The 19,799-nt window shown below is 41.8% G+C and carries 21 protein-coding genes; 13 read left to right on the forward strand and 8 right to left on the reverse strand.

Features of this window, described 5'->3' with window-relative positions:
• Nucleotides 1-147 precede the first annotated feature (147 nt).
• Both H6G75_RS15185 and H6G75_RS15190 read right to left on the reverse strand, forming a co-directional pair.
• Entirely contained in the window at nt 148-951 is an 804-nt protein-coding gene (locus H6G75_RS15185; RefSeq protein ID WP_190980867.1) for a RodZ family helix-turn-helix domain-containing protein, read from the reverse strand.
• Entirely contained in the window at nt 948-1,742 is a 795-nt protein-coding gene (locus tag H6G75_RS15190) for a pseudouridine synthase (RefSeq protein ID WP_190980868.1), read from the reverse strand. The genes H6G75_RS15185 and H6G75_RS15190 overlap by 4 nt, the downstream gene beginning before the upstream one ends.
• A gap of 140 nt (nt 1,743-1,882) precedes the next feature.
• Here H6G75_RS15190 and H6G75_RS15195 point away from each other — a divergent pair, with 140 nt between their 5' ends.
• Nucleotides 1,883-2,596 (forward strand): DUF2993 domain-containing protein, encoded by a 714-nt coding sequence (locus H6G75_RS15195; protein WP_190980869.1) that lies wholly within the window; start codon nt 1,883-1,885, stop codon nt 2,594-2,596.
• Between the two features lie 117 nt (nt 2,597-2,713).
• Here H6G75_RS15195 and H6G75_RS15200 read toward each other — a convergent pair whose 3' ends face one another.
• Together H6G75_RS15200 and cbiT are read right to left on the reverse strand one after the other, a co-directional pair.
• The gene (locus tag H6G75_RS15200; protein WP_190980870.1) at nt 2,714-3,598 is read right to left on the reverse strand and encodes a phosphatidate cytidylyltransferase; all 885 of its coding nucleotides are present in this window, start codon (nt 3,596-3,598) and stop codon (nt 2,714-2,716) included.
• A gap of 15 nt (nt 3,599-3,613) precedes the next feature.
• The gene (cbiT, locus tag H6G75_RS15205) at nt 3,614-4,216 is read right to left on the reverse strand and encodes a precorrin-6Y C5,15-methyltransferase subunit CbiT (RefSeq protein WP_190980871.1); all 603 of its coding nucleotides are present in this window, start codon (nt 4,214-4,216) and stop codon (nt 3,614-3,616) included.
• 94 nt (nt 4,217-4,310) lie between these two features.
• Between cbiT and H6G75_RS15210 the strand changes: the two genes are divergently transcribed.
• Both H6G75_RS15210 and tatA read left to right on the forward strand, forming a co-directional pair.
• Complete coding sequence (locus H6G75_RS15210; RefSeq protein ID WP_190980872.1) at nt 4,311-5,789, forward strand: serine/threonine-protein kinase; 1,479 nt, start codon at nt 4,311-4,313, stop codon at nt 5,787-5,789.
• Between the two features lie 77 nt (nt 5,790-5,866).
• Nucleotides 5,867-6,040 (forward strand): twin-arginine translocase TatA/TatE family subunit, encoded by a 174-nt coding sequence (gene tatA / locus H6G75_RS15215; protein ID WP_190980873.1) that lies wholly within the window; start codon nt 5,867-5,869, stop codon nt 6,038-6,040.
• Between the two features lie 212 nt (nt 6,041-6,252).
• Here the strand turns inward: tatA and cphA are convergent, their stop codons facing one another.
• Both cphA and H6G75_RS15225 read right to left on the reverse strand, forming a co-directional pair.
• A complete protein-coding gene (gene cphA, locus H6G75_RS15220; protein ID WP_190980874.1) occupies nt 6,253-8,958 on the reverse strand; it encodes a cyanophycin synthetase in 2,706 nt (901 codons plus the stop codon).
• A 172-nt stretch (nt 8,959-9,130) separates the two neighbouring features.
• A complete protein-coding gene (locus H6G75_RS15225) occupies nt 9,131-9,994 on the reverse strand; it encodes a cyanophycinase (protein ID WP_190980875.1) in 864 nt (287 codons plus the stop codon).
• Nucleotides 9,995-10,058: 64 nt separating this feature from the next.
• Here H6G75_RS15225 and H6G75_RS15230 point away from each other — a divergent pair, with 64 nt between their 5' ends.
• The 7 genes from H6G75_RS15230 (at nt 10,059) to larB (ending at nt 15,766) form a co-directional block, all read left to right on the forward strand.
• Entirely contained in the window at nt 10,059-10,424 is a 366-nt protein-coding gene (locus tag H6G75_RS15230; RefSeq protein ID WP_190980876.1) for a hypothetical protein, read from the forward strand.
• Between the two features lie 210 nt (nt 10,425-10,634).
• Nucleotides 10,635-11,390: a tRNA (guanosine(37)-N1)-methyltransferase TrmD gene (trmD, locus tag H6G75_RS15235; RefSeq protein ID WP_190980877.1), complete on the forward strand. Its 756-nt coding sequence runs from the start codon at nt 10,635-10,637 to the stop codon at nt 11,388-11,390.
• 24 nt (nt 11,391-11,414) lie between these two features.
• Nucleotides 11,415-11,900: a 2-C-methyl-D-erythritol 2,4-cyclodiphosphate synthase gene (gene ispF, locus H6G75_RS15240; protein ID WP_190980878.1), complete on the forward strand. Its 486-nt coding sequence runs from the start codon at nt 11,415-11,417 to the stop codon at nt 11,898-11,900.
• An 86-nt stretch (nt 11,901-11,986) separates the two neighbouring features.
• Entirely contained in the window at nt 11,987-12,505 is a 519-nt protein-coding gene (locus tag H6G75_RS15245) for a hypothetical protein (protein WP_190980879.1), read from the forward strand.
• A gap of 13 nt (nt 12,506-12,518) precedes the next feature.
• Nucleotides 12,519-13,112, forward strand: coding sequence for a PIN domain-containing protein (locus tag H6G75_RS15250; protein ID WP_199337886.1), 594 nt, complete (start codon nt 12,519-12,521; stop codon nt 13,110-13,112).
• Nucleotides 13,113-13,147: 35 nt separating this feature from the next.
• Nucleotides 13,148-14,914, forward strand: coding sequence for an ABC transporter substrate-binding protein (locus tag H6G75_RS15255; RefSeq protein WP_190980881.1), 1,767 nt, complete (start codon nt 13,148-13,150; stop codon nt 14,912-14,914).
• Between the two features lie 63 nt (nt 14,915-14,977).
• On the forward strand, nt 14,978-15,766 hold the full coding sequence (gene larB, locus H6G75_RS15260; RefSeq protein ID WP_190980882.1) for a nickel pincer cofactor biosynthesis protein LarB: 789 nt from the start codon (nt 14,978-14,980) through the stop codon (nt 15,764-15,766).
• A 165-nt stretch (nt 15,767-15,931) separates the two neighbouring features.
• On the opposite strand, the gene H6G75_RS15265 is transcribed toward larB, so the two are convergent.
• Nucleotides 15,932-16,165 (reverse strand): hypothetical protein, encoded by a 234-nt coding sequence (locus H6G75_RS15265; protein WP_199337887.1) that lies wholly within the window; start codon nt 16,163-16,165, stop codon nt 15,932-15,934.
• 220 nt (nt 16,166-16,385) lie between these two features.
• Between H6G75_RS15265 and H6G75_RS15270 the strand changes: the two genes are divergently transcribed.
• Both H6G75_RS15270 and argH read left to right on the forward strand, forming a co-directional pair.
• Nucleotides 16,386-16,592: a hypothetical protein gene (locus tag H6G75_RS15270; RefSeq protein WP_190980883.1), complete on the forward strand. Its 207-nt coding sequence runs from the start codon at nt 16,386-16,388 to the stop codon at nt 16,590-16,592.
• Nucleotides 16,593-16,655: 63 nt separating this feature from the next.
• Entirely contained in the window at nt 16,656-18,041 is a 1,386-nt protein-coding gene (gene argH / locus H6G75_RS15275; RefSeq protein ID WP_190980884.1) for an argininosuccinate lyase, read from the forward strand.
• Between the two features lie 125 nt (nt 18,042-18,166).
• On the opposite strand, the gene H6G75_RS15280 is transcribed toward argH, so the two are convergent.
• On the reverse strand, nt 18,167-18,331 hold the full coding sequence (locus H6G75_RS15280; protein ID WP_190968897.1) for a hypothetical protein: 165 nt from the start codon (nt 18,329-18,331) through the stop codon (nt 18,167-18,169).
• A 932-nt stretch (nt 18,332-19,263) separates the two neighbouring features.
• Here H6G75_RS15280 and H6G75_RS15285 point away from each other — a divergent pair.
• Nucleotides 19,264-19,758, forward strand: a complete 495-nt coding sequence (locus H6G75_RS15285) for an NUDIX hydrolase (RefSeq protein ID WP_190980909.1) — start codon at nt 19,264-19,266, stop codon at nt 19,756-19,758.
• Nucleotides 19,759-19,799 lie beyond the last annotated feature (41 nt).

Raw genomic sequence — 19,799 nt, forward strand, 5'->3', positions numbered from 1 at the left:
AGGGAAACAGGACTTACGCACCAAGATTGTTTGTGGAGATTGGGTTTAGGGGTGAAAGGGTATGGGGTTTAAGGGTTTTCAAAACCTACACCCCTACACCCTGACCCAAACATTGATTTTTCCTCTCATTGCGTAAGTCCTGTGTAATTAAGATTGGGGTTTAGCGGCTGCAATTTTCACTTCTTCTGGTTTCCCAAGTTCTCCCATTTGTCTAGCCTCTTGCTGATTAACGCTCATCATCACACCTCCAGCATTATCGGTTTTGACTGTGAGTTGCTCTTGGGCTTTCCAAACCCGATGACTTCCCTCTGGTAAGACCCCTTCAAACTCAGTTTTGCCATCAGCCACTACCCGAATCCAAGATGCAGCTTTTAAAGTCACACCAATCTGTACAGTTTGATTTTCTTGAGTGCTGCTGACAGACTCGGCGGCTGTATTTTCTGGCTCAGAATTAGGTGCTGGCTGTGAGACAGTTTCTGGTTGTGACTGAAGATTGTTATCAGCACTCAATTCCGCACTGTTCAATACTTTAGACAAGCTGCTGACAGAGCAAATAATTACAAATATGTACAGCAAGTAAAGATGAACTGGTCGTAAGAGTTTCAGTGACCTATTCACAGGCACAGTCGCTGTGGTTGTAACTGGGATGACAGTTACAGGGAAAGCCTTAGCAAATTCTGTACCGTTAAAACCTAATGCGTCAGCATATTGACGAATAAATCCTTGAATGTAAACTGGTTCTGGTAAGTCTTCCAGATTACCTTCTTCAATCGCCTGCAACAACCGCCGCGAAATTTTGGTCATCACCATCATTTCTTCTAGAGATAACCTTTTTTCTTGACGCGCTGCCCAAAGTTGAGCGCCCATTTCTTTCAGCTTTTCGGCACGTTGTTGTTCTGGAGTTAGGGTTGGCTGCTCATTGTTTTTTCTTTTAACCTTAAACCACTTCATGTTTTAATTACACTCCTTCCCTCAGCTAAGTCTTTAATAGTTCTTCCCTTAATGCTGTTGTGCAGAAAACGAATTTCCGCATCACTCAAATACCGATATTGACCTTCACGTAAAAAGGGTTCTTTTGGTTTTTTTAATTGAATTGTGCCTATAGCAGTTCGATGTAATTTAATGACTGGATGTCCCAAAATTTCGGCTACGCGCCGAATTTGGCGATTTCTACCCTCCTTTAAAACTATTTCTAAACAACTATTTTCCGCATAACTTTCTATAAGATTTACTTGAGCAGGCAGTGTTTTTCTTCCATCTAACATCACACCCTGAGACCACTTTGCGATTACTGCTGGCGAAGGATTACCTTTGACCACAACTCGATAAGTTTTTGGAATACTATGGCGTGGATGAGTGAGTCCAAACGTTAATTCTCCATCGTTTGTCAGAATTAATGCGCCTGTAGATTCTGCATCTAGACGACCAACAGGATGAATTCCTAAACCTGCACGTAACTCTTGAGGTAGTAAATCCAAAACAGTCTTTCTGCCTTGAGGATCATCACAAGTTGAAACTACTCCTGGTGGTTTGTTTAGCAGCAGATATATTAAAGGGGGGCGTTCTGCGGCAGAAATTAATTTACCATCTATGGCGATCGCATCTTTTTGTGTGTCAACTTTTTGACCTAAATTTGCTAATACGCCATTTACCTGCACACGCGACTGCCGAATCATTTCTTCCGCTTCTCGCCGTGAGGCAATACCTAACTGTGACAGAGCCTTTTGTAACCTTACCTCCATGTTGAAATTACTTATGCTTTATTCAGCCTTTAAATAATAATAATATTTGCATTTTGTACTGAATCGCCATAGATGTTAAATTTAAGGCTTGTTTCAGTTTAGTTAGTTGATGAGCTAAAATTCATCAACAGAATAGTTCCATGCCTGAAAATAATTCCCAAGCAAAGGGTGCAAATAAAATACGAATTATCACCAATGTTCTCACTACAGCAATCAAACTCTGGTTAAGATCGCAAGTGAGTCATGTGTCCCAGTTAGAGGTGGATATTCAAGCGAGCGATCGCCAACTTCTCTCTGGTTGTATTCCTTGGGTTTCTATTGCTGCAAGCAATGCAGTCTATCAAGGCCTCCATATTACACGAATTCAACTCGTTGCGGAGAACATTCAAATCAACATAGGCGCAGTACTTAAAGGCCAGCCCTTGCGACTGTTGGCAACAGTACCAGTGGTTGGCGAACTGATCGTAGATGAGACAGACCTCAACAGTTCTGTCTCATCAGAACTATTATCGACTGCTTTAAATGAAGTACTGGTTCAACTTGTACCAGAATACTGCCTACAATCCAAGCAAATGGCTTGGGAAAAAATTATCTTGGAGAATCATCGAGTAATTCTGGCTGCTATCCTAACACGTCCTAGTGACAATATACCTCTGGAAATATCTTTAAATTTAGATTTATTTGGTAATCAAGAATTACGGTTATCACAGATTCAAGTGATAGAAAATGGTTCGCCACTAATTTTAAGTAACGAAAATTACAATTTAGATTTAGGTTCTGATGTCGAAATTCAAGAACTCAAACTGATCCCCTCTCAGTTAGTGTGTCGCGGGAAGATTAATGTGAATCCGTGAGAATTGTGAAGTGGGGACAGAAGGGGGACAAGGGAGACAAGGGAGAAAAGACTTTTGACTTGTATCAAAATAAAGTTCATATCAGCTTTTTTATCTTTTACTGTTACCTGTTACCTGTTACCTAATCAACGGCAATAACAATGTGACGAAGTAGTAAACTAATGGGGCTGTGAAGATATAGCTGTCGGTGCGGTCTAAAATGCCACCATGACCGGGGATCAGTTGTCCAGAGTCTTTCACCCCAGCATCGCGCTTCAGCATAGATTCTGTTAAATCGCCTAACAGACTAGCAATGCCAATTAGTAAACCCAAAGCTATGCCTGTAAACAAAAATTGGGGTAACTGAAGATAATAGCAGCCTGCGATCGCTACAGCCACACTACCAGCAATCCCAAATACTGCGCCTTCTACAGTTTTTTTCGGGCTAATATCTGACAAACGAGTTTTACCAAAGAATTTGCCAAACACATAAGCGCCAATATCTGCCGCCCAAATACATAAAAACGCCAATATAGTAAATGTGAATCCTGGTGGTAAAGCAGCTAAATTTTTTTGGTCTAAAATTTCAGCCCAAGAATTCGGCCAGTAACCATTGAGGGGAATATTACTCACGGCTGCGCTACCAATGCCCCGTAGCCTTACCCAATAGCTTGACAGATAAGCTACATAAAATAGTCCCATAATTGAAGCAGAAACATCAGCGATCGTCGCCATTTTGGGCTGAAATAGCAGGTAAAAACAAATCACAGTCCCACCCAGAGGTAAGACTGCATCTGCTAAACTGCCATCGACTGTACAGATAATTAGTAAGACTTGGCTGACAAAAATGGTGGTTTTTGTCGCCGGGATAATGCCTCTAGCCTTGACTAAATTAAAATATTCCAGTTGCCCTAAAAAGATGCTGACGGCAATCGCAACGGTGAAGTACCAACCTCCTAAAAGGGTGGCTGCCAAAGCAAGGGCGATCGCAATAATTCCACTAATAATTCGAGACCAAGGCATAGAAGTATTTTAGATTTAGTCTAGTTTCTCACCACTGAGGATAAAAATGGGATCAACTGCGGTAAAAGTCTGAGAAAAGCCTTTTGTCTCTAGACGATTGACAGCAGACTGAACAACTTCAATATTTACTGCGCGTAACTGAGAAAAGCTTTGAGAAATAGCATACAGACTTTCTAGATTACCAGCTGTAGCCACAACGCGACCTGATGATGGCAAATAATCCCAGACAGTTCTTAAAATATCCTGAATATATCTTCCCCCTTCGATGCACACCCTGTGAGGTGCTGTCTTAATTTCATGCAAACATTCTGGGGCGCTACCTTCTATTACTTCCACATTTTTGACCTCAAAGCGATCGCAGTTACGCTTAATTAAATTCGCCACTTCTTCATCTCGTTCTACGGCAATAATCTTGCCCTGGGGACACAGTAGCCCAATTTCTACAGGTATCGTCCCTGTACCTGCACCAATATCCCAAAATACAGAATCAGGTTTGAGGCGCAGTTGAGCAATCAACAACAGTCGCACTTCTCGTTGAGTAAAGGGAATTCCCGGCAAATTCTCAAATAATTCGTCGGGAATGCCAGGTGTAACGTAAGGCCAATGTTGGGTAGGCATATTAAAGATATTTTTATACTAAAGATACTCGCTTGTTAAATTTAGACAAGTTATACGCTATCGAGAGTTTGGCAACGTAGCATCATCAGCAATTATGATAACTGAGCAAATATTAGGCGGTCGCTACGAAATTCAACAGCAATTAGGCAAAAAGGCAGGGCGGCGGACTTTTGTCGCTCGTGATTTAACAACTCAAGAATTAGTCATCATTAAGTTACTCTCATTTAATAGTGACTTTGAATGGGATGATCTCAAGTTATTTGAGCGTGAAGCCGAAACGTTAAAATCTTTATCACATCCTGCTATCCCTCGGTATTTAGACTATTTTGAGGTAAATTCACCAACTATCAAAGGCTTTGCTCTGGTACAAACTTATATCCCAGCCCAAACTTTAGAGCAGTGTTTACAATCGGGGCGGAGTTTTACAGAAGTTGAAGTTAAACAGATAGCCACAGCAATTTTAGAAATTTTGATTTACCTACACGGTTTAAATCCACCTGTGATCCACCGTGATCTTAAGCCTAGCAATATTTTATTGGGCGATCGCTCTGGTAATAGTGTCGGTCAAGTCTATTTAGTCGATTTTGGTTCTGTGCAAACAGTCTTGGCCACTGAAGGGGGAACGCGGACTGTAGTTGGTACTTACGGTTATATGCCACCAGAACAATTTGGTGGACGCACAGTACCCGCATCTGATTTATACAGTTTAGGCGCAACTTTAATTTATTTAGTTACAGGTACTCACCCGGCTGATTTACCCCAAAAAGATTTGCAAATTCAATTTGATAATGCTGTTCATCTGAGTTCGGGTTTGACGCAGTGGTTACAGTGGATGACTGAACCAAGTTTAGACAGGCGCTTGAGTTCGGCAAATGCAGCACTGGCAGCTTTGGAACATCCACAACTTTTACAAAAACTCCAACCAGCAGAAATTAACTTGTCAGACTGGATTAGAGGTCATTGGTATTGGGATGGAAATAATTGGGTTTCTAATAATCTAGATGTTGACATTTCCAAACCTGCTGGCAGCAAAATTCAACTCACAAAAAATGGGGATGCACTAGAAATTACAATTCCGTCAAAGGGTTTTGATATATCAATCCTATATGGCGCTGGATTTGCGATCGCGTGGAATTGTTTTACTTTATTTTGGACTATTACCGTTATGATTTCAGCTTTTCCGGTTGGGATTCTCGTTGCTCTTTTTTCCATACCTTTTTGGAGTGGTGGCTTGGCAATGATTTGGGGCATACTATTTGATTTATTTGGCAGTCTACGATTACGAATAGATAACAACCAATTCAGCTTAAAGCGGCATTTGTTTGGCTTTACATTTAATCGTCCGCAAGCATCGCCCAGAGACAAGATCAACCATTTAGTTTACATTCCTGAGCATTTTACGAAAAACCAAGAAGGTATTCGCAAGCTAGTTCCAGCACAACTAGATATTTGGGTTGGTAGAGAAAAATACAGCCTTGGTGGTTACACAGGTATAACTTTATCAGCAGTAGAGATAGAATGGTTAGCTCATGAATTAAGCGATTGGTCAAGTATCCCCATTACCCAAGACTAAGCAAGATAGTTTTAGAAATAGCTTGTACAACATCGGTTTATAGTTGACTACAGAAGCTTGAGAGAGAGGAAACTTGTATGTTTGGACTGGGATGGCCAGAGGTGGGTATCATTGCCATAGTCGCACTGCTGATTTTTGGCCCGAAAAAAATTCCTGAACTGGGAAATGCACTGGGCAAGACTTTACGAGGTTTTAAAGAAGAATTGAATACTAGCAATGATGAAAAGAATTCGGAAAAAGAACAGGAATAAGAGATAGGTTACAGGTTACAAGGTTACAGGCTTGTTTTGATTGCCAAACAGCCCTGACGCTGTTGAGGTGAAAATATAAAGGCGCGAAGTTTTCGCGCCTTTACTAATGAAAAATCCTAAATTGTATTTACAGCAGGGTACAGGTGAGTGAGGGACAAATTTTCAGAAAAAAGCGTATGTTAAAGAACTTTTAACCTGATACCTGTTCCCTGCTATAAAAGTGTGTTGATCACTGAGGAAGGGGACACCCCATTTTGATTTTCTGCGGCGGTTGTGGGAGTGTTTTGTAGAGGCACTTCTTCTTTAACTAGACCACGCACTTTAATTAACTTAATCGCGCGGCTCACACTCTCTGGCAAAATTACCACAAGGCCGTTTTCAGGAGCCATATCCAAACCTTTGTTAATAGCTTGGGTTTCGTCCATAATGACTTCGCAACGGGCATCGGGTTTCACTTGTTTAATCCCCTTCATAATCAATTGCGAAGCTGATCCCCGTGGTCTACCGCGTGTGTCATCATCTTCTTTAACGATGATGTAGTCGAAAATATCTGCGGCTAGTTTACCTAAAGTAACAAAGTCTTCGTCGCGGCGATCGCCAGGGCCACCAACTACACCAACCCTTTGTCCAGTATTCCAGTTACGCACAAATGCACCAACAGCTTCGTAACTGGCTGGGTTATGGGCATAATCTACTAAGGCGTGGAAGGTTCCTAAGTTAAATAAGTTCATTCTGCCAGGGGTTTGACTGACAGAAGCACGGAATGTCTTTAACCCAGCGCGAATTTGTTCAATGGTGACGTTCTGCACAAAGGCTGCCAAACTCGCAGCTAAGGCGTTAGCAATCATAAACGGCGCACGTCCACCCATTGTCAACGGGATTTGTTCTGCCCTTTCGATGCGATGTGTCCAATCGCCCTTGACAATTGATAGATAGCCATTTTCGTAGACTGCGGCGACTCCTCCTTGTTGAATGTGCTTGCGGACTAATTCTGAGTCCGGGTTCATGGTGAAGTAAGCAATGTTTGCCTTGGTTTTTTCTGCCATTGCAGCCACACGGCGATCGTCGGCATTCAAGACAGCATAGCCATCCGGATATACAGCTTCAGCAACTACACTCTTGAGGTTAGCTAATTGATCAATGGTATCAATATCACCAATCCCTAAATGATCAGCAGCCACGTTCAACACTACACCCACGTTTGCCGCTTCAAATCCTAAGCCGGAACGTAAAATTCCACCACGGGCGCTTTCTAATACAGCTACTTCTACAGTTGGGTCTTGCAGAATCAGGTGGGCGCTTTGCGGGCCTGTGTTATCTCCTGCCTCTACTAAGTAATCTCCGATGTAAGTTCCATCTGTAGTTGTGTAACCTACTACCTTACCCGTTTGTTTATAAATATGTGCCAGCAGTCGGGTCGTGGTGGTTTTACCATTTGTACCTGTGATGCTGAGGATGGGAATCTGGTTGGATTGTTCGTTGGGGAACAGCATATCAATCACTGCACCAGCAACGTTGCGGGGAATGCCCACACTGGGGGCAACGTGCATCCGAAAACCAGGAGCGGCGTTGACTTCCACAATCACCCCATCAACTTCGCGCAAGGGGCGGCTAATATCTGTGGTGACGATATCTAAGCCAGCGACATCTAAACCGATAGTCTTGACAACCCTTTGAGCAATCCAAATGTTTTCCGGGTGGATTTCATCAGTCCGGTCTACGGCAATGCCACCTGTACTGAGGTTAGCGGTTGCTCGTAGGTAACAAATTGTGCCTTTGGGTAAGACGCTGTTGAGGGTATAACCTTGGCGTTCTAGTAGCTGGTAGCTAGTGCGGTCAAGTTCAATCTTGGTGAGAACTTTGTCATGTCCTTCGCCACGATTGGGATCTTTGTTGGTTTCTTCAATTAATTCGGCGATCGTGGATCTACCATCACCAACAACATGAGCAGGTACACGTTCAGCTACGGCTACTACTTTGCCATCTACCACAAGTACCCGATGATCGCGCCCAACGTAATACCGCTCAACAATAATTGACCGAGAAACTTGTCTAGCTGCTTCGTAGGCTGCTTCTGCTTCTTCCCAGTTTCTAATATCAATGGTGATGCCGCGTCCATGATTGCCGTCTAGTGGCTTAATCACGATGGGATAGCCACCAACGTATTCAATCGCTTCTTCCAAATCATCCAAAAAGTTAATCACAGTACCTCTGGGTACTGGGACACCAGCTGCGGCTAAGATGCGTTTTGTCGCTTCCTTATCACAAGCTAGTTCTACTCCCAGGATGCCGGTTTTATCCGTCATTGTGGCTTGCATTCGCTTTTGGTTCACGCCATAACCTAGCTGAATCAAAAAGCGTGCGCCTAGCTGCATCCAGGGAATGCCTCTTTTTTCTGCTTCTTTAACAATTGCTTCTGTAGAGGGGCCTAAAGAAGCGTCACGCCAGAAGTCTTTCAGGTCTTGGATATCTTGTTCTAGTTCTGCCTTGGGATAGCGGCCGCGATCGACAATGCTTTGGCACAGCCTAACTGCGGCTCTGCCGGCATAGCGTCCTGCTTCCTCGTTCAGGTATTCTATGACTACCTGATAAACTCCGGGGGTTGATGTTTCGCGGGTGCGGCCGAAGCCGACGTGCATTCCAGCTAGTTCTTGGAGTTCTAAGGCTACGTGTTCCACAATGTGGCCCATCATAGTACCTTCTCGTACCCGCATTAGAAAACCACCATGACAGCCAGGCGAACAATAATGACCCTCCAGACTTGGCAGCGCCTCAACTAATCCTTCATAAAATCCAGGGATTTCATTTGAGGGCGTCTCGGCAAGGTTCTCTAAATCGAGGCGCATGACGATCAGTTTGTGGCGTCGAATGCTCCAGTAGTTTGGGCCGCGTAAGGTCTGGATCTTGAGGATTCTCATGGGAATAGGTAGATGGAGATTCGGAACCAAAATTCTAGTTTCTTACTGGATTTGATCGCTAAACTGTTCATGGTAAACAGTTTTTTCTGTTTACATGGTATTCTGTGGATTTTTTCTACTGCCATAAATAAACAGATGATCAACTCACTGTAACCTCGGATACTCTATCCCGTCAGCTGGAGATCCGGTGTACCGCAGGCAATACAGTCCGCTGGTACAAGTGGAAGCGATCGCCATAGCTGAGGATATGCAGACGTAAGTTATGCAACGTCAATGGTTCATTTGCACCAACGTGAGGTTCATTGGTGTGGGTAAGTTCAGTGGGGTCAACAATGGTCACACTGCCTTTGCCCATAACTTGTAACCAACCATCGCGTTCAAATACAGCACAGGTATCTTCATCGATACCAATTCCCAGTCGGTCTGGATGAGAGGCGATCGCACTAATCAGACGACCCATACGATTACGGTTGTGGAAGTGTTGATCAACAATCACTTCAGGGATAAATCCCAAACCCGTCGCCATATCGACTAAAGAGCGATTGGGCGTTTCACCACTACCACCACCAGCTATCATGTGATGCCCCATTACGGCTGCACCAGCACTAGTGCCTGCTAAGGTTAACTGTCCCCCTCTCACCCGCTGCCGGATAATTTCCATCGCTGGTGTATCTGCCAACACGCCACAAAGGCGCAATTGGTCTCCTCCTGTCAGAAATACCCCGCTACACGCCTCTAGAGATGCCTTAACCTGGGAGGATTCACATTGTTCCCGCTCACGAATATCTAAAATTTCAACTTTTTCAGCACCCATCTCCTCAAAAATGCGAATGTACCGACCACCGATAATAGCGGGTTCGCGGGAGGCTGATGGAACAATTGTAATATAAGCCTTATTAGCACCGGCACGGCCGAAAAAAGTTCTTAGGATTTCGCGCCCATGAACTTTATCTTCAGCGCCTCCGATGACCATAACAGCGGTTTTAGTTGCTTGGGGTGTCCTCATTTCCAGCGATTTAGCTTTTAATTGCTGCATTTTGTCTCTCCTGTCAACAACTTCAGGAACCATTGCTTGGGACGGGTTTTCCGGTATATAGCAAATGGCATGGCCATTACTTGGGACGGGTTTCCTGGCTGGTAGCGAATGGTATGTGAATTTAACAAGGTTCAGTATCCATTTTGCTTTCTTAAGAGGACACTTTTTGGAAGTTGCAAGGGGCAATTTCTGCCAACTTGGCTTCTTGCTTGAGCCACATAAAGTTGTGATTTTTTATGTGTCTCTTGCCTTTGTTCAAAGCCAGCGCCTTGTTGTTTCCCTGTCCACAGTTCCAGACTGGCAGAATATTGTTTCGGAGCTAGGGTTCCTGGAAGAATTGGGGAACTCATTTTCCTTTCTGGGATTGGGTGTGAGCAGGTCTGAACACGCTGTTTTGTGGTCTGGCTCGATAAATCCTGGAAGTTGTTAACTTTGGTCAGATTATTAATTTAAATGTAGTTGTGACAATATTTAAACATAAATTAAGTAATTAGAAAAACTTTGGTTGCCACTAAAAATCAATAGTTCTAGTACTTTTAGATACTATTGATTAAGCTTATCTGTAGTTGTAACCTACATTTGCTTCTTGTGTTTACTAGACATTCAATTTTAAGATTAGTGTTCTTGAATACGAATTACTGTGCGCTTTGATATAGTTACGCTTTTTCCTGATTGTTTTACCTCAGTTCTCAGTTCTGGGCTGTTGGGTAAAGCTTTAGCCAAACAAATTGCCCAAGTGAACTTAGTAAATCCCAGAGACTTTACCAATGACAAACACCGTAAGGTAGATGATGAACCCTACGGGGGCGGCGTGGGAATGCTAATGAAGCCGGAACCAATTTTTGGTGCGGTGGAGTCGCTACCTTGTTTACCTCGCCGAGAAATAATTTTGATGAGTCCCCAAGGTCAAACCATCGACCAACCTCTGTTGCGGGAGTTGGCGACTAATTATGACCAACTAATAGTCATTTGTGGTCATTATGAAGGGGTAGATGAGCGAGTGCAGAATTTAGTGACGCGGGAAGTGTCTTTAGGGGATTTTATTCTCACAGGGGGCGAAATTCCGGCAATGGCGTTAATTAATGGGGTGGTGCGCTTGTTACCGGGAACTGTGGGTAAGGTAGAATCGCTGAAATCTGAAAGTTTTGAAGAAGGGTTGCTAGATTATCCCCAATATACTCGTCCAGCAAATTTTCGCGGCTGGAAAGTGCCAGATGTCTTACTCTCTGGGAATCATGCGGCGATCGCGCGTTGGCGTTATGAACAACAAATTCAACGCACCGGCGATCGCCGCCCCGATTTACTGGAAAAATGGCAAGAGGAGAAGAAGCAGGGGAGCAGCACCTCGGCTCCGCTCGGCGAACGGGAGCAGGGAGCAGGGGAGAATAATTGTTGACCATTGACCAAGGACAAATGACAAATGACTAACATCAGAATTGGTAACGGCTACGATATTCACAGATTGGTGAGCGATCGCGCTTTAATTTTAGGTGGCATTCAAATTCCCCATGAACTTGGTTTACTTGGACATAGTGACGCGGATGTGTTAACTCACGCCATCATGGATGCTATGTTAGGGGCTTTATCCTTGGGTGATATTGGCCATTACTTTCCCCCCACTGATCCCCAATGGGCAGGGGCAGATAGTTGGATACTTTTAACTCAAGTACATCAGCTAATAAAAGACCAAGGTTGGCAAATAGGTAACATAGATTCAGTCGTGGTTGCTGAACGCCCAAAATTAAAACCGCATATCGATAAAATGCGTAGTAAACTTGCCACTGTTTTAGAACTACAACCCAATCAAATTGGCATCAAAGCTACCACCAACGAAAAACTCGGCCCAGTAGGACGAGAAGAAGGTATTTGTGCTTATGCTGTAGTCTTACTCATCGCTACTGATTAAGGTCAGAATCTATTAAGGGGTAGGATACTAGTAAATTAGCAAGTCTTACTATCCCAAATTGTTAACTAACTCGGAACCAGAGAACAATGGAAGCTGCAAAACTGGACGCTGTTAATGATGTTGTTGATATTGTTGGGTTAAGTAAAAATAATAAAATTGTTTTGTTTGTGAAGGTTGAAACTTTAGAAATAGAAAAAAATCTTGCGAAAGAACAAGGATTGTCACACCTGAAAGCTTACTGGAAAATAGCACAGAAGAATCAAGTGTTAGTAATTAATAATGACCTATTTGCTATGCTAGTTGATTTGGAGAATATAGAAATTTTTAGATATTCTATATCTAAAAATCGTCCTTTATTAAAGAGGCTGAGTTCATTTCAAACATCTGACATTCTTAGCTACTATGATGCAGAATTTAGCAATAAAAGAATATTCAAGCTATACATGGAAACTCTTATAGAAGCATGGCTACGAGATTTAGCTTATCACTGGAAATATGAATTTCCGCCAGCCTCAAAAGGATTGGCAGATATTGGTTTATTGTCACAACTGGAAGGGGGAAAAACTTATTCTCAGGTAAACATAGGTGCTGATACTTTATATTGAAACTAATTTCTTGATGGCTATTGCCAAGGGAAGAGATTTACAAGCAGAAAATTTACTTCGGAATCCACCGCAATCACTTCATATAGTGATACCAGCTATTTGTTATATCGAAGCTCTTTCCACATGGGAGAAAGAGAAGTATTACACTAAGAAATTTGCTCAAGAGTTAGATAAACAAATTAATAATTCAAAACGCGATTTAACTTCTCCTAATGCTAAAAATTTTTTATCTTATTTAGAACAGGTAAAAATCTTAAATGTATCATTACTTAATGATATTCAAGGGCGATTATCTAATGCCATTGAAATTATTCTAGAAAAAGCTGAACTCATACAACTAGAACAATTGATTATTCAGGATATTGCTCAAGCTACTATCATTCAACCAGAAACTTTACCTATTCAAAATGATATTATTGACAATTTAATTTTAAGGAGTATTATTGAACACGCAAACTCACATAATCAATCAGTTAAGGTTTTTCTAAGTGGAAATACAAATGATTTTGGCAAGCAAGAAGTAAAAACAGCTTTACATAATGCAGGCATAAAATATTTTACTCAGACTCAAAATTTTTTGGGTTGGCTACAATCTCAAACAAAATAGTTAACATAATTACAATTGAGTAAGCTATTAAAAATATGTTGTCGTTAATTAAACGTTCTTGGATACTGATAATTTTATCGACATTTACAGCAATGACTGTTGCTGCTTGCAACCCCAGTAACTTTAAAAGTTCTGCGGCACAAATACCACAAGTAGTAAGTAGTATTCTGAGCGATCCCAAAACCTTTAATTTTCCTTTGAGTCAAGAATTTCCCAATATTTTTGGCTTGACTTATGAAGGCTTGGTTGATCAAAATCCTATTACGGGCAAAGTTGAACCAAGATTAGCAGAATCTTGGCAAATTTCTGAAGATAAATTGAAATTTACATTTGCTATGCGTCCAGATTTGAAATGGTCTGATGGTCAACCACTTACAGTCGATGACGTTGTATTTACATATAACAATATTTATTTTAACGAAGCTATTCCGACAGATGTCAGAGATGCCTTTAGAATTGGCGTTAGTCGGAAACTTCCTACTGTTCGTAAAATAGATGAACGACGGATAGAATTTACTTTACCAGAACCGTTTAGACCTTTTCTGTTAAATACAGGTACTCCTATCTTACCTGCCCATGCTTTACAAAAATATGTGCAGCAAAAAGATAGTGAAGGAAAGCCGATATTTTTAGCAAAATGGGGTGTGGATACTCCGCCTGAAGAAATTATTGTCAATGGCCCTTACAAACTTGAACGTTATGACACTAGTCAACGTGTGGTATTTCGGCGTAACCCTTATTATTGGCGTAAAGATACTCAAGGAAACTCTCAGCCTTATATTGAACGTTTAGTTTGGCAGATTGTCGAAAATACAGATACAGCGTTGCTGCAATTTCGGTCTGGTGGCTTAGATACTATAGGTATTTCACCTGATTACTTTTCCCTGCTCAAGGTGCAAGAAAAACAGGGAAACTTCACAATTTATGGTAATGAACCTTCAACTGGTACTAGCTTTATTCTGTTTAATTTAAATAAAGGTAAAAGAAATGGAAAACCACTGGTAGATCCAATCAAATCACGTTGGTTTAATACAGTGGAATTTCGGCAGGCGGTTGCTTATGCGATTGACCGTCAAACAATGATTAATAATACCTTTCGCGGTTTAGGCAGACCTCAAAATTCACCAATTACAGTCCAGAGTCCTTATTATCTTTCGCCGGAAAAAGGGCTAAAAACTTACAATTACAATCCCGAACAATCTAAACAATTACTGATTAAAGCTGGATTTAAATATAATGAACAAGGTCAATTATTAGACGCTGAAGGTAATCGGGTTCGCTTCACCTTGCTGACAAATTCTGGTAATAAGATCCGGGAAGCAATGGGGGCGCAAATTAAACAAGATTTGGCTAAAATCGGTATGCAGGTTGATTTTACACCGATCGCCTGGAATACTTACACAGATAAACTCTCTAATACCCTCGACTGGGAAGCTTCTTTACTCGGTTTAACAGGCGGTTTAGAACCAAATGATGGGGCTAATGTCTGGTCTCCTGAAGGTGGATTGCACATGTTTAACCAAAAACCCCAACCTGGACAAAAACCCATTGAAGGTTGGGAAGCTTCTCCTTGGGAATTAGAAATTGGGAAACTTTACATCCAAGCTACTCAAGAATTTGATGAGGGTAAAGTTAAACAAATTTATGGCAAAACTCAACAAATTACCCAGGAAAACTTGCCTTTTATTTATTTAGTCAACCCCTTAGCAATGACAGCAGTACGTAATCGCTTTGAAGGAATTAATTATTCTGCGTTGAGTGGTGCATTCTGGAATATTTACGAAATCAAAATTACAAAATAGTCAAAGCTGAAAATGATCGTCTTGACTATGTACTATGGACTATGGACAAGTGACCCATGACAAATGACAAATGATCAGAATTTGCGATCGCTCCTAGAAGAAGTCGCAAATGGTAAAGTTACCCCAGATATAGCCTTAAATTCTCTGAAAAACTTAGCCTATGAACCTGTAGGTGAGTTTGCCAAAATCGATAACCATCGCGCCCTCAGAACTGGTTTCCCGGAAGTTATTTGGGGGCCGGGCAAAACTACTGAACAAATTGTCCGCATTATTGAGGTGATGCGTCAACGTAACCCAGTGGTGATGGCGACTCGCATTGAACCATCGGTTTACACAGTACTGCAATCAAAAGTCCGGGGTTTGCAATATTACGAGTTAGCCAGAATTTGCGCCATTACTCCCGAAACAATTGAACCTCAGTTTCCCGGAGAAATTGGGATTCTCTCGGCTGGGACTGCGGACTTACCTGTAGCGGAAGAAGCAGCCATCACAGCAGAACTGTCTGGGTTTCGCGTCCAACGTCTCTGGGATGTGGGCGTTGCTGGTATTCACCGCTTGCTGAGTAACCGTCATTTGATTGAGTCAGCATCAGTATTAATTGTTGTTGCGGGAATGGAAGGGGCGTTACCCAGTGTGGTTGCAGGTTTAGCTGATTGTCCTGTGATTGCTGTACCTACTAGTATTGGCTATGGTGCAAGTTTTGGCGGTTTAGCACCTTTGCTGACGATGCTAAACTCTTGTGCTGCTGGCGTTGGTGTAGTGAATATTGATAACGGTTTTGGTGCAGCAGTTTTGGCGGGGCAAATTTTGCGAACGGCGGCGAAGTTGAGTCAAGAAGAGGATAGAGGATAGAGGCTGGAGGCTAGAGGCTAGAGAGTAGTATTTTGTTCAATTTTCTTCTAGCCAGTTATTTATAGTAAGTGACAAGTTACAGATTTATCTCTACACTCTTACACCCGGTTCCACCTGTAAAAATATCACAACTCAACATCCAAACCTATTTCTAACCCCTAGCCTCTAGCCTCTATTCTCACTCTCCAACTCTGTCAACTTAAGTTGTTGGAGATTTTCTGCTGACAGACCTGTTACTTTGATGACCACTTCATCAGCTACTCCTTCCCGTAGAAGATTAAGGGCTACAAGGCGAACACCTTCTTCAATACCTTCAACTCGACCTTCCGCGCGACCTTCCGCGCGACCTTCAGCCCTACCTTCATTCATGAGTGCTTGATAAGTTACTGACTCTTGCATAAGTTCTCTCCGCAGCAACTGTTGAATAATATCTTGATAGCAAAATCACTGGCAAAGTTTTCTACAAGAAATTTACAGATGTTATCAAACATAAGAAAACTTTACCAAGTAATGATCGTGCGATCGCTCCTTCCAATACTCCCTCCAATTAAGTCAGCCAAACACTGGACATCACCTAGAACTAGAGGTTATGACATAAAGGTCTTATTTGGGACTCGGTATGCACTACCTCAACGATTTAACTTTTCAGCTATTTTGGCATTTGCCGATGAATGTAACGGTGTTGGCGCAGCAAGTTAGTGACCCAAATCTTATGGGTCAGGTGCAGAAAGCTTGGAATCACTTTATACAAACAGGTCAAGTCTGGGCTTTACTGATTGGTTTGGTGATTGGTTGGCTATTTCGCAATCTTACCAGCTACGGTTGACACAGACAGGGGGTTGGTAGTACGGATTAGAGTATTTGCCTACTTCCAATTCCCCTTTGTTTTATGACGCAACAACAAACTTGGAGTCAGCGATTTGAATCAGCCTTGCATCCTGCGATCGCTCTTTTTAATGCCAGCATTAATTTTGATATTGAATTAATCGAATACGACCTAACTGGTTCTCAAGCTCATGCCAAAATGTTGGCGCATACGGGGATAATTTCTACTGAAGAAGGCGAACAACTCGTTACAGGTTTGGAACAAATTCGCCAGGAATATCGCCAAGGCAAGTTTCAGCCAGGGATTGATGCTGAAGATGTACATTTTGCCGTAGAACGACGACTTACAGAAATTGTCGGCGATGTGGGGAAAAAGTTACATACGGCGCGATCACGTAATGACCAAGTAGGTACAGATACTCGGCTATATCTCCGTGACCAAATTCAGCAAATTCGCACTCAATTACGAGAATTTCAAAGTGTTTTATTAGATATAGCCGAAAATAACATTGAAACTCTCATCCCTGGCTATACCCACCTCCAACGCGCCCAACCTTTGAGTTTAGCCCATCACTTATTGGCTTACTTTGAAATGGCACAGCGTGACTGGGAACGTTTGGGTGATGTTTATCGCCGAGTGAATATTTCACCTTTAGGTTGTGGTGCTTTGGCGGGAACGACTTTCCCCATTGATCGCCATTACACAGCCCAATTGCTCAATTTTGAGCATGTTTATGCTAACAGCTTGGATGGTGTAAGCGATCGCGATTTTGCCATTGAATTTTTGTGTGCGGCTAGTTTGATTATGGTTCACCTCAGCCGTCTTTCCGAAGAAGTGATTCTTTGGGCTTCGGAAGAATTTCGCTTCATCACGCTCAAAGATAGCTGTGCAACTGGTTCTAGCATTATGCCCCAAAAGAAAAACCCCGATGTACCAGAATTAGTACGTGGCAAAACTGGGCGTGTCTTTGGTCATCTCCAGGCGATGTTAGTCATTATGAAGGGTTTACCTTTGGCGTATAACAAAGATTTGCAAGAAGACAAAGAAGGTTTATTTGATGGGGTTAATACTGTCAAAGCTTGTTTAGAAGCAATGACAATTTTGCTACGGGAAGGCCTGGAATTTCGTAGCCAGCGTTTAAATGCAGCCGTCGCGGAAGACTTTTCTAACGCTACCGATGTCGCAGATTATTTAGCTGCTAGGGGTGTTCCCTTCCGCGAAGCGTATAACATTGTGGGCAAGGTGGTAAAAACTAGCATTGCTGCGGGTAAACTGCTGAAAGATTTAACCTTAGACGAATGGCAACAAATACATCCGACATTTGCGGCTGATATTTATGATGCGATCGCACCCCAGACAGTTGTCGCTGCCCGTAACAGTTATGGTGGGACAGGTTTTGCCCAAGTCAGCAAAGCAATTGATCATGCCCGCAACCAAATCAGGGAATAGGTGATAGGTGATAGGTTACAGGTTAAAAGTCTTGTACTGCCTTCATACTTAAAAAAAATAAGAGCGTACATCTGTACGCCCTTAAAATTAGAATCACTTAAAGAATCAGAGACTAAGCTGGCGGCTTACTCAGCGTCAACTGCTGCTGCGCCTTCATCTTCTTCACTCTTGGGTGATCTTTGCTGGAATCTTCTTTGCATTCTTCCCGTTGTAGTCCGTTTACGAAACTTTCTGGCGTATGCCTGGTTCCGTAGCGCCTTTTCTTTTTTCGGGTTACGGCGCTTTGCCATGTTCACCTCATTTAATAAACAACAAAAAAAGATAAACTAGGCATGTCGTAGGCATTATTCAGCTACTAAGGCTGATGCTATTGATATGATTTTCCCCTAGTTTAACAGTTTAACTACTTTATTTGAACAGCATATAATTATATCGCATTAATTTTAAGCATGTCAATATAGATTTCGCTGATTTCTATCAGGCGAACAAGTCGAAAAATGAAATAATAGATAAAAGCAGCAATTGGTAAAACTTGAGTTAGAAACTTTGGGAATAACTTTATGTAAAAATCACAGGCGATCGCTCACCAAAAATTATCCCGATGATTTATGTAATTTGGTCATTTCTTTCAACAAATAAAACAACTATTTTCTATAGATTAAATATCTCGTCAGGAAAATTTTAATATATTCCTATTTATTCACCTACTTAACCAAATAATGTATATAGAAATACTAAACAATTTCAGGAAATTCAGTGCTAAAATTGATCTATCATAAATAAACTATTAGATGATATTTGAAAACCATCAAGTATTTTGCTTGATTTTCTTAGTATAAGCTGGACATATAGCAGTCCTCAATGATATTTAAGCAAACCTGTTTCCTGTTCCCTATCTTGACGAATTAGCTTATAAATCAAATAGGACTAGTCTATCTCAATAGTTATCAGTTAGCCAAGCCTTGTTTTTGGCAATTTTGTGGGGAAAGACTTAACTAAAATAATTGTCGAAGAAAGTAAATTCTCCATAATTTGCCAACAAGTTAGTCTAGAAGTAGACGTATAGTAAATTACTAAGTAAATCAGCTAATACTTTTCAAATAACCTCTAAGAATAAACTCTCAAAGCACAAGCATCTTTGTGTGAAACAAATCTCAATAATTAGCTATTTGAGTAAATGCGAGTGCAGGAAATCAAAAAACATAACACCAAGATTTTTAGCTTGAACGTTCTGGCTTTTTTTGCAGCATTTGTCCAGTCTACACGCGGTTTATGGCGTTATGGACAAACAGTATTAGGTATTATTTTCCGTCATCCTATTACTGGTACAAGTATTATTCCGATATTACCTGACGGTCGAATTGTCTTAATTCGACGGCGAGATAATGGTCTTTGGTCATTACCAGGAGGAATGGTGGACTGGGGAGAAGACATCCCGAATACAGTCCGCCGAGAATTGCTAGAGGAAACAGGACTGGAATTAGTAGCGATTAAACGTTTAGTAGGTGTTTATTCTGCACCAGACAGAGATCCTCGCATTCATTCGATTTGCGTTGTAGTGGAAGCCGAAGTCAAAGGAAAAATGGAAATTCAAGATGCTTTAGAAGTCATGGAAATTCAAGCTTTCTCTCCTAGTGCTTTACCAACAGGGCCAATGTCCCATGACCATTCCCGACAGCTACAGGACTACTTAAACGGCTTGACAACACTGGCGTAACAATACTTTAGATTTTCTCTGGGAGTTTTAATTACAAAATC

Origin of the sequence: Nostoc sp. FACHB-280 (genome assembly GCF_014697615.1) — a bacterium.
GTDB lineage: Bacteria > Cyanobacteriota > Cyanobacteriia > Cyanobacteriales > Nostocaceae > Nostoc_B.

What these genes read in the sequence shown, in the direction of transcription:
- H6G75_RS15185 (WP_190980867.1), bottom strand. Translation starts at nt 951, where the DNA reads ATGAAGTGGTTTAAGGTTAAAAGAAAAAACAATGAGCAGCCAACCCTA.
- H6G75_RS15190 (WP_190980868.1), bottom strand. Translation starts at nt 1,742, where the DNA reads ATGGAGGTAAGGTTACAAAAGGCTCTGTCACAGTTAGGTATTGCCTCA.
- H6G75_RS15195 (WP_190980869.1), top strand. Translation starts at nt 1,883, where the DNA reads ATGCCTGAAAATAATTCCCAAGCAAAGGGTGCAAATAAAATACGAATT.
- H6G75_RS15200 (WP_190980870.1), bottom strand. Translation starts at nt 3,598, where the DNA reads ATGCCTTGGTCTCGAATTATTAGTGGAATTATTGCGATCGCCCTTGCT.
- cbiT (WP_190980871.1), bottom strand. Translation starts at nt 4,216, where the DNA reads ATGCCTACCCAACATTGGCCTTACGTTACACCTGGCATTCCCGACGAA.
- H6G75_RS15210 (WP_190980872.1), top strand. Translation starts at nt 4,311, where the DNA reads ATGATAACTGAGCAAATATTAGGCGGTCGCTACGAAATTCAACAGCAA.
- tatA (WP_190980873.1), top strand. Translation starts at nt 5,867, where the DNA reads ATGTTTGGACTGGGATGGCCAGAGGTGGGTATCATTGCCATAGTCGCA.
- cphA (WP_190980874.1), bottom strand. Translation starts at nt 8,958, where the DNA reads ATGAGAATCCTCAAGATCCAGACCTTACGCGGCCCAAACTACTGGAGC.
- H6G75_RS15225 (WP_190980875.1), bottom strand. Translation starts at nt 9,994, where the DNA reads ATGCAGCAATTAAAAGCTAAATCGCTGGAAATGAGGACACCCCAAGCA.
- H6G75_RS15230 (WP_190980876.1), top strand. Translation starts at nt 10,059, where the DNA reads ATGGCATGGCCATTACTTGGGACGGGTTTCCTGGCTGGTAGCGAATGG.
- ispF (WP_190980878.1), top strand. Translation starts at nt 11,415, where the DNA reads ATGACTAACATCAGAATTGGTAACGGCTACGATATTCACAGATTGGTG.
- H6G75_RS15245 (WP_190980879.1), top strand. Translation starts at nt 11,987, where the DNA reads ATGGAAGCTGCAAAACTGGACGCTGTTAATGATGTTGTTGATATTGTT.
- H6G75_RS15250 (WP_199337886.1), top strand. Translation starts at nt 12,519, where the DNA reads ATGGCTATTGCCAAGGGAAGAGATTTACAAGCAGAAAATTTACTTCGG.
- H6G75_RS15255 (WP_190980881.1), top strand. Translation starts at nt 13,148, where the DNA reads ATGTTGTCGTTAATTAAACGTTCTTGGATACTGATAATTTTATCGACA.
- larB (WP_190980882.1), top strand. Translation starts at nt 14,978, where the DNA reads ATGACAAATGATCAGAATTTGCGATCGCTCCTAGAAGAAGTCGCAAAT.
- H6G75_RS15265 (WP_199337887.1), bottom strand. Translation starts at nt 16,165, where the DNA reads ATGCAAGAGTCAGTAACTTATCAAGCACTCATGAATGAAGGTAGGGCT.
- H6G75_RS15270 (WP_190980883.1), top strand. Translation starts at nt 16,386, where the DNA reads ATGCACTACCTCAACGATTTAACTTTTCAGCTATTTTGGCATTTGCCG.
- argH (WP_190980884.1), top strand. Translation starts at nt 16,656, where the DNA reads ATGACGCAACAACAAACTTGGAGTCAGCGATTTGAATCAGCCTTGCAT.
- H6G75_RS15280 (WP_190968897.1), bottom strand. Translation starts at nt 18,331, where the DNA reads ATGGCAAAGCGCCGTAACCCGAAAAAAGAAAAGGCGCTACGGAACCAG.